This window comes from Pseudomonas fungipugnans (assembly GCF_029955235.1).
Lineage (GTDB): Bacteria > Pseudomonadota > Gammaproteobacteria > Pseudomonadales > Pseudomonadaceae > Aquipseudomonas > Aquipseudomonas fungipugnans.
The window spans coordinates 1,534,682-1,546,843 of sequence record NZ_JARBWL010000001.1 but is presented as its reverse complement, the minus strand read 5'-3'; the positions used below and the strand labels follow the sequence as shown (position 1 = coordinate 1,546,843).

13 protein-coding genes are annotated in these 12,162 nt (G+C 61.4%); 12 read left to right on the top strand and 1 reads right to left on the bottom strand.

The window, feature by feature from the left end:
- Positions 1-3: 3 nt before the first annotated feature.
- Together macA and POF45_RS06225 are read left to right on the top strand one after the other, a co-directional pair.
- Positions 4-1,152, top strand: a complete 1,149-nt coding sequence (gene macA, locus POF45_RS06230; protein ID WP_282315342.1) for a macrolide transporter subunit MacA — start codon at positions 4-6, stop codon at positions 1,150-1,152.
- 2 nt (positions 1,153-1,154) lie between these two features.
- Positions 1,155-3,113 carry a MacB family efflux pump subunit gene (locus POF45_RS06225; RefSeq protein ID WP_259495190.1) on the top strand — a complete coding sequence of 653 codons (1,959 nt, stop codon included), beginning with the start codon at positions 1,155-1,157 and terminating at the stop codon, positions 3,111-3,113.
- Positions 3,114-3,254: 141 nt separating this feature from the next.
- Here POF45_RS06225 and POF45_RS06215 read toward each other — a convergent pair whose 3' ends face one another.
- The gene (locus POF45_RS06215) at positions 3,255-3,908 is read right to left on the bottom strand and encodes a helix-turn-helix transcriptional regulator (RefSeq protein WP_259495189.1); all 654 of its coding nucleotides are present in this window, start codon (positions 3,906-3,908) and stop codon (positions 3,255-3,257) included.
- Between the two features lie 824 nt (positions 3,909-4,732).
- Here POF45_RS06215 and POF45_RS06210 point away from each other — a divergent pair.
- The 10 genes from POF45_RS06210 to sctC all read left to right on the top strand — a co-directional run bounded on the left by POF45_RS06210 (position 4,733) and on the right by sctC (position 12,108).
- Positions 4,733-5,674, top strand: coding sequence for a sigma 54-interacting transcriptional regulator (locus POF45_RS06210; protein ID WP_282315341.1), 942 nt, complete (start codon positions 4,733-4,735; stop codon positions 5,672-5,674).
- 142 nt (positions 5,675-5,816) lie between these two features.
- Positions 5,817-6,023 (top strand): type III secretion system major pilin HrpA, encoded by a 207-nt coding sequence (locus tag POF45_RS06205; protein WP_259495188.1) that lies wholly within the window; start codon positions 5,817-5,819, stop codon positions 6,021-6,023.
- 68 nt (positions 6,024-6,091) lie between these two features.
- The gene (locus POF45_RS06200; RefSeq protein ID WP_259495185.1) at positions 6,092-7,012 is read left to right on the top strand and encodes a harpin HrpZ family protein; all 921 of its coding nucleotides are present in this window, start codon (positions 6,092-6,094) and stop codon (positions 7,010-7,012) included.
- A 32-nt stretch (positions 7,013-7,044) separates the two neighbouring features.
- Entirely contained in the window at positions 7,045-7,401 is a 357-nt protein-coding gene (gene sctI, locus POF45_RS06195) for a type III secretion system inner rod subunit SctI (RefSeq protein ID WP_282315340.1), read from the top strand.
- Positions 7,402-7,410: 9 nt separating this feature from the next.
- On the top strand, positions 7,411-8,205 hold the full coding sequence (gene sctJ, locus POF45_RS06190; RefSeq protein ID WP_282315339.1) for a type III secretion system inner membrane ring lipoprotein SctJ: 795 nt from the start codon (positions 7,411-7,413) through the stop codon (positions 8,203-8,205).
- Positions 8,202-8,828, top strand: coding sequence for a hypothetical protein (locus tag POF45_RS06185; protein WP_259495179.1), 627 nt, complete (start codon positions 8,202-8,204; stop codon positions 8,826-8,828). The genes sctJ and POF45_RS06185 overlap by 4 nt, the downstream gene beginning before the upstream one ends.
- The gene (gene sctL, locus POF45_RS06180) at positions 8,800-9,372 is read left to right on the top strand and encodes a type III secretion system stator protein SctL (RefSeq protein ID WP_282315338.1); all 573 of its coding nucleotides are present in this window, start codon (positions 8,800-8,802) and stop codon (positions 9,370-9,372) included. The genes POF45_RS06185 and sctL overlap by 29 nt, the downstream gene beginning before the upstream one ends.
- Positions 9,373-9,490: 118 nt before the next feature.
- Positions 9,491-9,712, top strand: coding sequence for a type III secretion protein HrpF (locus POF45_RS06175; protein ID WP_259495177.1), 222 nt, complete (start codon positions 9,491-9,493; stop codon positions 9,710-9,712).
- Positions 9,699-10,109, top strand: coding sequence for a type III secretion system chaperone (locus POF45_RS06170; protein WP_259495176.1), 411 nt, complete (start codon positions 9,699-9,701; stop codon positions 10,107-10,109). The genes POF45_RS06175 and POF45_RS06170 overlap by 14 nt, the downstream gene beginning before the upstream one ends.
- A complete protein-coding gene (gene sctC, locus POF45_RS06165) occupies positions 10,102-12,108 on the top strand; it encodes a type III secretion system outer membrane ring subunit SctC (RefSeq protein WP_282315337.1) in 2,007 nt (668 codons plus the stop codon). The genes POF45_RS06170 and sctC overlap by 8 nt, the downstream gene beginning before the upstream one ends.
- Positions 12,109-12,162: the final 54 nt, after the last annotated feature.

Here is a 12,162-nt window from a genome sequence, read left to right as displayed (position 1 = left end):
TTTATGGAAAAGTCGAAGTTTCGCAAAATCGGTATGGGCCTGGGACTGGCGGCGGTGGCCGGGTTGATTTTCTACACCGTACAGGCACCGGCCGAGGCGCCGCAGTACCTGAGCGCCCGCGTCGAGCGGGCGGACATTGAAAACGCGGTGCTGGCCACCGGTTTACTCGAAGGCATCAAGCAGGTCGATGTCGGTGCCCAGGTGTCGGGGCAAATGAAGTCGCTCAAGGTCAAGCTTGGCGACAAGGTGAAAAAGGGCCAGTGGCTGGCTGAAATCGACCCTCTGGTGTTGCAGAACACCTTGCGTCAGGCTCAGGTTGACGAGGAAAACCTGCAAGCACAACGCCGCGCCACCCTGGCGCAGCTCAAACAGACGCAATCGGTCTTCGAGCGTTATCGCGACCTGCAATCGGACGCGTCGATCTCCCAGCAGGATTTCGAAACCGCCGAGTCCAACTACGACGTGCAGCGCGCCAACCTGCTGTCCCTTGATGCGCAGATCAAGAGTGCGCACATCCAGATCGATACCGCCAAGGTCAACCTGGCCTATACCCGTATCGTTGCGCCCATCGACGGCGACGTGGTGGGCATCGTCACCCAGGAAGGCCAGACCGTGATCGCCCAGCAACTGGCGCCGGTGCTGCTGAAACTGGCGGACCTGGACACCATGACCGTCAAGGCCCAGGTGTCGGAGGCCGACGTGATTCACATCACACCGGGGCAGGACGTGTATTTCACCATCCTGGGGGAAGACAAACGCTATTACGGCAAGCTGCGTGGAACCGAGCCGGCACCGCAGAACTTCCTTGAAACCCAGACCGCCGGCACGCCGAAGCAGAACACGGCGGTGTTCTATAACGCCTTGTTCGATGTGCCGAACCCCGACCATCGCCTGCGTATTTCCATGACCGCGCAGGTGCGCATCGTGCTCGACACAGCAAAGAATGTGTTGGTCGTGCCGGTGGCGGCGTTGGGGCCGCGCAACAGTGACGGCAGTTTTCCCGTGCGGGTGCTCAATGCCAAGGGCCAGGCGCAAGTGCGCAACGTGAAGACCGGGATCAACAACAACGTCAAGGTGCAGATCGACGACGGCCTGGCCGAAGGCGACAAGGTGGTGATCGGCGATCCGGTTTCCGCCGTGGCGGGGTCTTGACCATGACTGAGCCGTTACTGGAACTCCAGGGCATCACCCGCAGTTTCATGGCCGGGGAGCGCGAGTTTCTTGCACTCAAGGACATCAACCTGACGATCAACGCCGGGGAAATGGTGGCGATCATCGGCGCCTCCGGCTCCGGCAAGTCGACCCTGATGAACATCCTCGGCTGCCTCGACTACGCCAGCGCCGGCAGCTACAAGATCAATGGTCGGCAGACCCGCGACCTGGACGATCAGGCCCTGGCCGAACTGCGCCGCGACTACTTCGGCTTCATCTTCCAGCGTTATCACTTGCTGGCGCACCTGAGCGCCATGCACAACGTCGAGATGCCGGCGATCTACGCCGGCACCCCCGAGGTCAAGCGTCACAGTCGCGCCACGGAACTGCTGGCGCGGTTGGGTTTGTCCGGGCACCTGAGCCATCGGCCGAACCAGCTTTCCGGTGGCCAGCAGCAGCGCGTGAGTATCGCCCGGGCCTTGATGAATGGCGGCGAAGTGATCCTCGCCGACGAACCCACCGGCGCCCTCGACACCGCCAGCGGCAAGGAAGTGATGCGCATCCTGCTGGAGCTGCACGCCGCCGGGCACACGGTGATCCTGGTGACCCACGACCCGAAAGTCGCGGCCAACGCCGAGCGGATCATCGAGGTCAGCGATGGTCAGATCATCAGCGACCGGCACAATGAACGCGCCGGCCCCGATCTGCCGACCGAGGCACCCGTGGCGCTCAAGCCTGCCGGCGCACGGCGTCTGGTGGCCAGCCTGGGGTTGTTCAAGGAAGCGTTCAACATGGCCTGGGTGGCGCTGATTTCCCATCGCATGCGCACGTTGCTGACCATGCTCGGCATCGTGATCGGCATCACCTCGGTGGTGTCGATTTCGGCGATCGGCGAGGGCGCCAAACGCTATGTGCTCAAGGACATTTCGGCGATTGCCAGCAACACCATCGATGTGTTTTCCGGCGCCAGTTTCGGCGACAGCCGCGCCGGGGCCATCGAAACCCTGGTGCCGGCGGATGTGCAGGCCCTGAGCCAGTTGTACTACGTCGACAGCGCCACCCCGATGGTCGGGCGCAGCCTGCTGCTGCGTTATCGCAACATCGACCTCAATGCCCAGGTCAATGGCGTCAGCGATCAGTACTTTCAGGTCAAGGGCGTGAAGATGGCGGCGGGCATTACCTTCAGCGAGAGCGATGCCCGGCGCCAGGCCCAGGTGGTGGTGATCGATCACAACACGCGCAATCGCCTGTTCGGGCCGGGAGAAGAGCCGCTGGGGCAGGTGATCCTGATCGGCAATCTGCCGTGCACGGTGATCGGCGTGGCGGCGGAGAACAAAAACCTGTTTGCCTCCGGCAAGACCCTGAACGTCTGGGTGCCCTACGAAACCGCCGCCGGGCGTGTGTTGGGGCAACGGTTCCTGGACAGCATCACGGTGCGGATCAAGGACGGCCAGCCGAGCAAAGTGGTGGAGGAACACGTCATCCAACTGTTGCTGCAGCGTCACGGCACCAAGGATTTTTTCACCAGCAACCTCGACAGCGTGATGCAGACGGTGCAGAAAACCAGCCGTTCACTGGCGCTGCTGCTGTCGCTGATCGCGGTGATTTCGTTGCTGGTGGGCGGTATCGGGGTGATGAACATCATGCTGGTGTCGGTCACCGAGCGCACCCGCGAGATCGGGATTCGTATGGCCGTCGGTGCGCGCCAGTCGGACATTCGTCAGCAGTTTCTGGTGGAAGCGGTGATGGTCTGCCTGATTGGCGGGATGATCGGGATTTCGCTGTCCTTTGCCATCGGTTATCTGTTTTCGCTGTTCGTCAAAGAATGGGAAATGGTCTTTTCCATGGCTTCGATCGTCACCGCATTCGCCTGCTCGACCCTGATCGGCATCGTCTTCGGGTTTGTGCCGGCGCGCAATGCGGCACGGCTGGATCCGATCGAGGCGTTGGCGCGGGATTGAGCCCAATGCCAGTCAATTAAACGCAATCCCTTTGGGAGCGAGCTTGCTCGCGATAGCAATAGTACATTCAGCATCTGTGTTGACTGAGTGACCGCTATCGCGAGCAAGCTCGCTCCCACATGGGCTCGTGGTGCTCAGGGCCTAGCTGTCATCGGCACAATACATCCAACGCTTCAACGAGTGCCGTCCGCTGATGCCCATCTTGATTGCGGCGCGCTTGAGGTAGCTCTCGATGGTGCTGGGCTTGAGCTGTAACTGCTCCGCCAGCTCCGGTGCCGTGCGACCGGCCAGCAGGCCGACACACACTTCCAGTTCGCGATTCGACAGGCTCAACTTCGATTGCGACAGTCGCTCGCCAAAGCGCTGCCTCAGCACGTCCAGGCCTTCCATCGCGCTCGCGTCGTCGTCCCTTGCAGCACTGCGCGGCTGGATGGCGTTGATGTGCTTTTCCACCATCGGCAGCAGCAGCGGCGAAAAATCTTCGAGGATCAGCCGTTCCTGAGCGGAAAAACTGCAGGATTCGTCGGAGCGTGACACCGAGAGCACGTAGCGGTAGTCGTCCTTGTGGCGGGTCAGGTGCAACTGTGTGCCGACCTCGACACAGCGTGTGTCGTCTGCGGAGCTGTAGGTCCGGGGGGCGGGGTGGTCCGCGCAATCCACCCGTAGCTGGGTGATGTGCGTGGCGTCCACTGCCAGGCGGGTGAGGATCAGATCGTGCAACATCCGCGGGAAATGGCGACTGCCTGTGCTGGCGATCACCTTGCCGATGTGCGGGAACAGTATCTGTGTGTTCATCATTTCATCCATGAGTGCCAAGTGTTGAACAGGTGTCCTATAGTGACGAATCTGATGTGACATTCTGCAACGCCGACGAATCTTTATTGCCGCCGACGCCGCCTCGTATCCTAGTACAGGGCCGCGCCGGGTGGAGAATTCTTGTCGATTTTTCTGCCGCAATGAAAAAATTGAATCTGTAAAATCAACGGGTTATACAGATTGTCGGGCGGCAGAAGTTGCCGACAATTCCAGGGACTTGAGACCGTAATAATTAACGGGGCAGCGCAGCACAATCGCAACGGATTTACTTGTATGGATGTCGCATCGATACGATATATCGCCGCCACTGTGTGCGTGACGTTAAAGATAGCTTGAAGTGTTTTACTGCATAGAAAATAACTATGGCCTAAACGGTGAATTTCAATTTTGAGCGGCGGGCGGGCCTATCTAGACTGTGCGCCGGGGGCATCGGCCAGTCATAACTTTCAAGTAAAAGGCCATTGAAGTAATGCGCGGCTATGAACGTTTCATGTTTCCGGTGTTTCTATCTTTGCGCCGGTCTGCAAGTCCAGTCAGCACTGATTGACAGCGGCTGTGCAGATTTGCCCAAATACGCGGCACGTTTAAAAAGTTGAATCGAAAGTCGGGCCCTTGGGGGGCAAACGGCGGAGTAAATGTTGGGCCGTAGTAGGTGTAAAGACTCTAAAAATAAAATCATGGTGTGACAGGCATACGCTCAGTTTCGGATGCCCGTTGTTCTTCCGAAACTCACGGGTCACGGAAGTGCGGCGTCCGGTATTCCTCAAACCCAATGGAAGTGATACTCATCGTGAGGGAACAAGATGACCGGGGGTTTTTCGAACAATCACACTTCACAACTGGAACATGAAGTTCTGGATATTGTGGGGACCTTGCAAGCGTTTATCAGAAAGGCCGCGCCACTCAATGTCGACATGGTACTGGAAGGGGAGACCGGTACTGGCAAAGACACACTGGCGCGGCGCATTCACCAGTTGTCCTGCCGCGAGGGCCCCCTGGTTGCGCTCAACTGCGCAGCCGTTCCGGAGCAGTTGGCCGAAAGTGAATTGTTCGGCGTCATGGCCGGCGCCTACACCGGTGCTTCCAAATCCCGGGCCGGTTACATCGAGGCGTCCAATCACGGCACGCTGTACCTGGACGAAATCGACAGCATGCCCTTGCTGCTCCAGGCCAAACTGCTGCGGGTGCTGGAGATGCGCGGTATCGAGCGGCTGGGCTCGACACGTTTCGTGCCCCTGGATCTGCGCGTCATCGTGGCCACCCAGACCCCGCTGGAAAAACTGGTGGAAGAGGGCAAGTTTCGCCGCGACCTGTTCTTTCGCCTGAACGTGATCAAGATCCAGTTGCCCACCCTGCGTTCAGGCCTGCAACATATCCAGCCGCTGTTCCAGCGCTTCGTCCAGGAAGCCGCCGAACGTCATCGCCAGCCGATTCCCGAGCCCGACCCCCACCTGCTCAAACAGCTGCTCAGCCATCGCTGGTCGGGTAATATCCGCGAGCTCAAGTGCGCCGCCGAACGTTTCGTGCTCGGCATGCCGGCTTTGCAATCCGGTAGCGACGAGCCGGACTGCGAACGTACCGCCTCGCTTAAAACCTACCTGCGCCTGTTCGAAAAAGCCCTGATCCAGGATTGCCTGTCGCGCCATTCCAAGTGCATTGACGCGGTGATCAGTGAACTCGGCATCCCGCGCCGCACCCTGTATCACCGCATGAAAAGCCTGAGCATCGACTCCCCCGAGCTTTGACGGCGCACGCGCCAGCGCATCCCCGCAGGACAGGCTGTACCGATTTGTCATGAACCATGGAACCGCTTCCGGGAATCGACCACTCATTGTTCGAACATCAATCGGGTGTTCAAACAACTTTCGATTATCAGGAGTAATAACTATGGCCGGTACCGCATCCCTTGGCGCTTCGATGGCTGCCATGACGCAGATGGATTCCACTGCTGCAGCAACCACCACCATGAACGCCCAGGCCCAGTCCAACAAGATGATGACCGACACCGTCAACGGTATCGCCAGCGCCTATCAGGACTCTGCCACCAAAGCGCAGAACGCCGCCCAGCAAACCGGCAAGGCGATCAACTACTAAGTGGTCCCCGGCCCTCTCGGTCTTGATCGGGAGGGCCAGGACTTGTGCAGTCAATCAGGAGTGCATGTATGTTTTCTTCTTCGATAAGCCTGCCCCCGGGCGGTTCGTTCCAGGGCAATTTCAACGCGTCCAACATGCCGGATTTCAAGGGCGGTTCCGACAACACCAGCGGGCAGATCGCCTCCTTGCTGGGGGAGGCCCTGTTCGAAAAAAACGGCAGCGGCGCCAACATCCGCGATGCGAAAAATCCGTTGCTCGGGATGATCGCCGACTACATGGACAAGAATCCGGACAAGTTCGGCAAGCCCGATGATGCCACTGGCAAAGTCCGTAGCTGGCGCGATGAATTGAGTGAGGACAACTACCTCAACAGCGATGAAAAACAGTCCTTCACCAAAGGCCTGGAAGGGCTGATCAAGGACATCCTTGGCGGCGGTGCCCAGGGCGGTAACGGCGTTGGCGGCAACAACGGCGGCGGTTGGAACAAGCCAACCGGCGGCACTGGCGGCACCGGCGGTTCGGGCGGCGTGCAAGACCTGCTGTCGTCGTTGCTGGGCAATCTGGGCGAAGAAAAACTCGACAACCTGCTCAAGCCGACCGGCAACCCGGTGCGTGATGCGCGTGGCGAAATGGAGTTTTCCAACGACGACAAGGACGTGCTCAAGGAAGTCGCGCGCTTCATGGACATGCACCCTGAAGAGTTCGGCAAGCCGGACGGCAAATCCAAGGACTGGATGGGCGAATTGTCCGAGGGCGACCAGTTCATGTCCCGTGGCGAGAGCAAGCAGTTCCAGAAAGCCATCGACATGATCAAGGGTGAAGTCAAAGGCAGTGCCCAGGGCAATTCACTGGGTGGCCTGTTTCCCGACGCCGAGCAGAATTTCCGGAACGGCGGCGCCGGCAACACCCTCAAGACCGATGCCAGCATTGCTGCCGGCAACGTGCTGTCGGTGCTGACGCAACAAAGCACCACCAGCTATCGCGGCTGAATGTAAACCTTCGTCCTGGCAGGAGAGCTTGAATGGCGATTACAGGGATAACAGCTAACCACTCGGGTCTGGCCGGTTCCGAAGCGGCGCCGGGCAGGCCGCCTGCCGAGGCGGACATCGCCTGGTTCAATGTGCAGATGCAGCAAGTGGCCGCACGCGCACCACACAGCGAGCCACAGAACTCGCCGATGACCCAGGCCACGAGCGCCTTGCAAAAGGATGCCGACAAGGCCACTCGGGATCTGCAACGGGCGGCCCGGTCCACCGATCCGCAGCAGGCATTGCAGGCCAACCGTTCGTTGTCTTCGTTTTATCTGGAAAGCCTGCTTGGCGCCAAACTGGTGAGCAAGGCGGCCCAGAGCGTGGAAAAACTCACCAGTCTTCAATAAGGCACAACCATGCATCCCAAGGTACTCGGGCCGATTTTGATGGCCTTGATGATCCTGCTGTTGGCGGGCTGTGGCGAGCGCATGGAACTGCATCGCAACTTGTCCGAGCAGGACGCCAACGAGGTGCTGGCGGAACTGGCCAGCAAACACATCGATGCGCAAAAGCGCCTGGACAAGAATGGCGTGGCGGTGCTGGTGGCCAGCGACGATATTTCCCGTGCGGTGCGTGCGCTGGAAGCGGTGGGGCTGCCCCGTCGCTCGCGTTCGAGCCTGGGCGAGGTGTTTCGCAAGGAAGGGGTTATTTCCTCGCCGCTGGAAGAGCGCGCGCGTTACCTGTATGCCTTGTCCCAGGAGCTGGAGCAGACGTTGTCGCAAATTGACGGCGTGGTCGTCGCCCGGGTGCATGTGGTACTGCCCGAACGCATTGCCCCCGGTGAACCGGTGCTGCCGGCCTCGGCAGCGGTGTTCATCAAGCACCGCGCCGAGCTGGATCCCGACAGCGTGTTGCCGCGCATCCGGCGCATGGTCGCCAGCAGCATTCCGGGGATCAGCGGCGCTGACGACAAGAAACTCGCGGTGATTTTCGTGCCCGCCCAGGGTTATCAGGAGACCGTGGAAAACATCAGCATCGGGCCCTTCAGCCTGACCCCCGAACGCTTGCAGTTCTGGCAGTGGTTCGCGGCGTTGTGTGCGCTGGCGTTGCTGATGTTGCTCGGCGGTCTGGTGGCGATCAATCCGGCCTGGCGTCGGCGGTTGACCGGTGCGGCCTCGGGCGCCCGGCGCACGCCCTCTGATCCGGCATGAGCCTGATCAATGTCAGCCAGGCGCAAGCATTGGCGTGGGTGCGCTGGTGGGTCGAGGGCGCCCGCGGTGCCGACCGCGACTGGCGCCTGGGTGAAGAGGGCGTGACACCTGAATTGCTGGCGTGGCTGCGGCGCCATCCCGGTGCCTGGCTCGACCGGCATCTGCACATGACCTCGACGTTGCCACCCGCGCCCAACGCGCATTTGCTGCCGTTGCTCGGTGCTGATTCCGGGCAATGGTCGCGGGTGCTGAGCCTGGTGGTGACGGTGTGTGCCGGCAGCGAAGCGCTTCACCCCGGCGCACTCGACCGCGCCGATCTGATCTGGTGCCGGCGCCTTGGCCGCGCCTTGCAACCGGGCCATTGGTTGCCGGTGCAATGGCCGCAGGGCACCCCCCACATCCAGGGCTTGCGCCTCCTGCGCGCCTGGGTCGGTGAGCCAGTATGGCAGCGTTTGCGCCTGCGCTTTGCCAGGCCCGCCATCGAAGAGGCTGAACGCCTGGCGTTCGACGACCTGCCGGCGGCGCGCCTCGCGGCCTTGTGGCAGGCGGTGGTCTGGTACGCCTCAACTCTTTCTTCGCACAAGGATGACGACCATGTTGACCCGCCGCAGCCTGACGCTTGATCGTTCGCTGGTGCTGACTGACGGGCCGCTGCTGCGTCGCGAGATCTTCGCCGACAGCCTGCTCGCCGGGCAGTTGCTGACGGCTGCGCGGGCTGAGGCCGACGCGCTGCTGGCCGATGCCCGTGAGCACGCCGCGTTACTGCGTGAAAATGCCCGCCAGCAAGCTCGGGCCGAGGTCTGGCGCCAGGCCGACGAACTGCTTGCACAGTGGCAGCGCCAGCGTGAACAGATGTGGGCGAGCATTGTCGTCACCGCTGAGGCGTTGGTGGGCGATGTTCTGCAGCGGTTGCTGGGCGAGCAGACCGAGGCGGCGCGAATCAGCGCCGTGGTACGGCAACTGGCGGCTGCCCAGCCTGAAGATGAAGAAGCGGTGCTGTATTGCCATCCCGACTGGCTCGAAACCGCCACTCAGGTGCTGCAGCAAACTGAAGCGCGGTGGAGCGTGCGGATCGATCCACGACTGGCCGGCGAAACACTGTGCCTGCGCACGGAACAGGGAGATTTCAGCCTGGGCTGGGCGGCACTCGGCGAGGCGTTCAAATAAGCACCTGAACAACCCAAATCCCCCAGGGGATCCAGGTAAATTCAAAGATGTGCAATCCATGGAACCAACTCCTGCCAACTACCACTCAGTGGGCAGTTCTCGGACCTGGAGTTTTACCATGCTGTCTTCTGATGCACTGCGCCGCCGTCTGGACAACAACTTCGAACACGCCCAGAAAGATCTGGATTCCGCCGCCCTGAACATGGATGCGTTCTCGCCGGACGATTGGCACGCCTTCAACTCGGCGATCCGTCAGTCCTCGACCGCCAGTTGGGCGGCGAACCAGGAAATCGTGGTCAAGCACAACCTGGCAAAGGCCATCCTCAATGAAATCCGCTGAGTTGGCGCTGACCGCGCAGCGCTGGCTAGACAGCGGCGACGGCGAGCTGAAATTGTTGATCGATCGCGCCCCGGTGCGTTTGCAGCGACGTCCCGCCGGGGTGCTGTGTATCGCCATGCTGAGCGTGGCCTGGAAAGGCGATGACGCGGGGCTCGAGGCCGCCTTGCGCCTGTCCGCCCCCAGCCTTGGGCGATTCAGCGGCGCGCTGGCCCTCGATCCGGTAGAGCGGCGGTTGTGCCTGATGCGCTACCTCAAGTTCGAGGACGTGGCCTCGATCATCAGCGCCCTCGAAGCCCTGGCCAATCAACGTGATGTGTGGGAAGCGATGCTTGAACGCAGCACCGCGCCGTCGCGGCCCGCCTACCGTCCTGCCGCACTGGGAAGACCTTATGTTTAAGCGACTTTGCGCGTTGTCGTTACTCGCGCTGCTGTGCTCGCCCGCGCAGGCGGCGGTGCCCGAAGAGTGGCGCCAGTCGGCGTACGCCTATGAGGCGACGCAAACCCCGCTGGACACCGTGCTCAAGGATTTCGCCAATGCCTATGGCGTCGGCCTGAGCATCAGCGGCGTCAGCGGCGTGGTCGACGCCAAGCTGCGTGCGGCCAATGCCCAGGAATTTCTCGATCGCCTGGCGCTGGAACATCAGTTCCAGTGGTTCGTCTACAACGGCAAGTTGTACGTCAGCCCGCAATCGGCGCAGATCTCGCAGCGCCTTGAAGTGTCGGCCGACGCGGCCCCGGACCTGAAGCAGGCGCTCACCGATATCGGCCTGCTGGACAAGCGTTTCGGCTGGGGTGAATTGCCTGATGAAGGCGTGGTGCTGGTCAGCGGGCCGGCGCGCTATATCGAGTTGATTCGCGGCTTCAGCAAGGAAAAGATCAAGCCCGACGAGAAGCAGCAGGTGATGACATTCGCGTTGCGTTACGCCGCCGTGGCCGACCGGCAGATCCACTACCGTGACCAGACCATGAACGTCCCCGGCGTGGCCGGCATTCTCGAAAGCCTGCTCGACAGCCAGCGCCCGTCGTTGCCATCGGCGCAAGACCCGAAGGCCAATATCCAGGCCCTGCAAGGCATGGGCGACGCCGCCCGGAACAAGATCCTGACCCTGGCCACCGAGCGGGTCAGCGGTCGCCCCGAGATCAAGGCCAAGGGCGCCGGGCAACGCCGGGTGGCCGCCGATGTGCGCAACAACGCGGTGCTGATCTACGACAACCCGGACAAGCGCGCGCAGTACCAGCAACTGATCGAACAGCTGGATTTGCCGAGCAATCTGGTGGAAATCGACGCGATCATTCTGGACATCGACCGCAACCAGCTGTCGAGCCTGGAGTCGCGCTGGTCGGCGAAGGCTGGCAGTGTCGGCTTCGGCAGCTCGTTGCTGAGCGGTGGCTCCTCGACCTTGTTCATCCGCGACTTCGACCGGTTTTTCGCCGACATCCAGGCGCTCGAAGGGCAGGGCGTGGCCTCGGTCATCGCCCGGCCATCGGTCCTGACCCTGGAAAACCAGCCGGCGGTGATCGACTTCAGCCGCACCCAATACATCACCGCCACCGGCGAGCGCGTCGCCAACATCATGCCGGTGACCGCCGGCACCAGCCTGCAAGTGATTCCCCGGACCATCCCCGGCGCGCAACACAATCGCTTCCAGTTGATCGTCGACATCGAAGACGGGCAACTGGAGCAGGCCCGCGATCAGCAGACCCCGACCGTCAAGCGCGGCACGGTCAGCACCCAGGCAGTGATCAGCGAAAACCGTTCGCTGGTGATCGGCGGGTTCCATGTCGACGAGCGTGGTGACCGCGACGACAAGGTCCCGGTGTTGGGGCATTTGCCACTGATTGGCCCGATGTTTTCATCGACCCGGCGCGAGGTGTCGCGGCGCGAACGGCTGTTTATCCTGACCCCGCGATTGATCGGCGATCAGGTCGATCCGGCGCGCTACGTCGCCAGCGAAAACCGCAGCCAGCTGGACCAGGCCCTGGCCTCGGGAAAACAGCCCGGCCAGGCGGCCGACTTGCGTGCACAGATCGCCTCGACCTTCGCTGACCTCGTGCGCGGCCGCATTCCCGGTGATATCAAACGGGCATCATCTGGTGTGGCCTTGCGCGACCTGTGTAAAGTGACCAGCTCGTTCACGCTGGATCGTGAGCGGGTGCAGTGGTTTAGCGGGACACAGTTCTCGGTGGCCGTCGGCGTGGTCAAAAACGTCAGCGACAAGCCGCAGCGCTTCGATCCCGCGATGTGTGCCGGGCAACAGACATTGGCGGTAGCCGTTGCCCCCGAGTTTCAATTGCAACCTGGTGAATCAACTGAGATTTTCGTGGCACTGCGGCCGGCGGCGATGGCGTCACTGCCTACCGTGCCTGCGCGAGTTTCGATGTTGCCCCCGCGTTAGCGGGGTCTATAAGAAAAGACTCAATAATGTGGCCTGCATTGAAGGGCTGCCCCG

What these genes read in the sequence shown, in the direction of transcription:
- macA (WP_282315342.1), top strand. Translation starts at nt 4, where the DNA reads ATGGAAAAGTCGAAGTTTCGCAAAATCGGTATGGGCCTGGGACTGGCG.
- POF45_RS06225 (WP_259495190.1), top strand. Translation starts at nt 1,155, where the DNA reads ATGACTGAGCCGTTACTGGAACTCCAGGGCATCACCCGCAGTTTCATG.
- POF45_RS06215 (WP_259495189.1), bottom strand. Translation starts at nt 3,908, where the DNA reads ATGAACACACAGATACTGTTCCCGCACATCGGCAAGGTGATCGCCAGC.
- POF45_RS06210 (WP_282315341.1), top strand. Translation starts at nt 4,733, where the DNA reads ATGACCGGGGGTTTTTCGAACAATCACACTTCACAACTGGAACATGAA.
- POF45_RS06205 (WP_259495188.1), top strand. Translation starts at nt 5,817, where the DNA reads ATGGCCGGTACCGCATCCCTTGGCGCTTCGATGGCTGCCATGACGCAG.
- POF45_RS06200 (WP_259495185.1), top strand. Translation starts at nt 6,092, where the DNA reads ATGTTTTCTTCTTCGATAAGCCTGCCCCCGGGCGGTTCGTTCCAGGGC.
- sctI (WP_282315340.1), top strand. Translation starts at nt 7,045, where the DNA reads ATGGCGATTACAGGGATAACAGCTAACCACTCGGGTCTGGCCGGTTCC.
- sctJ (WP_282315339.1), top strand. Translation starts at nt 7,411, where the DNA reads ATGCATCCCAAGGTACTCGGGCCGATTTTGATGGCCTTGATGATCCTG.
- POF45_RS06185 (WP_259495179.1), top strand. Translation starts at nt 8,202, where the DNA reads ATGAGCCTGATCAATGTCAGCCAGGCGCAAGCATTGGCGTGGGTGCGC.
- sctL (WP_282315338.1), top strand. Translation starts at nt 8,800, where the DNA reads ATGTTGACCCGCCGCAGCCTGACGCTTGATCGTTCGCTGGTGCTGACT.
- POF45_RS06175 (WP_259495177.1), top strand. Translation starts at nt 9,491, where the DNA reads ATGCTGTCTTCTGATGCACTGCGCCGCCGTCTGGACAACAACTTCGAA.
- POF45_RS06170 (WP_259495176.1), top strand. Translation starts at nt 9,699, where the DNA reads ATGAAATCCGCTGAGTTGGCGCTGACCGCGCAGCGCTGGCTAGACAGC.
- sctC (WP_282315337.1), top strand. Translation starts at nt 10,102, where the DNA reads ATGTTTAAGCGACTTTGCGCGTTGTCGTTACTCGCGCTGCTGTGCTCG.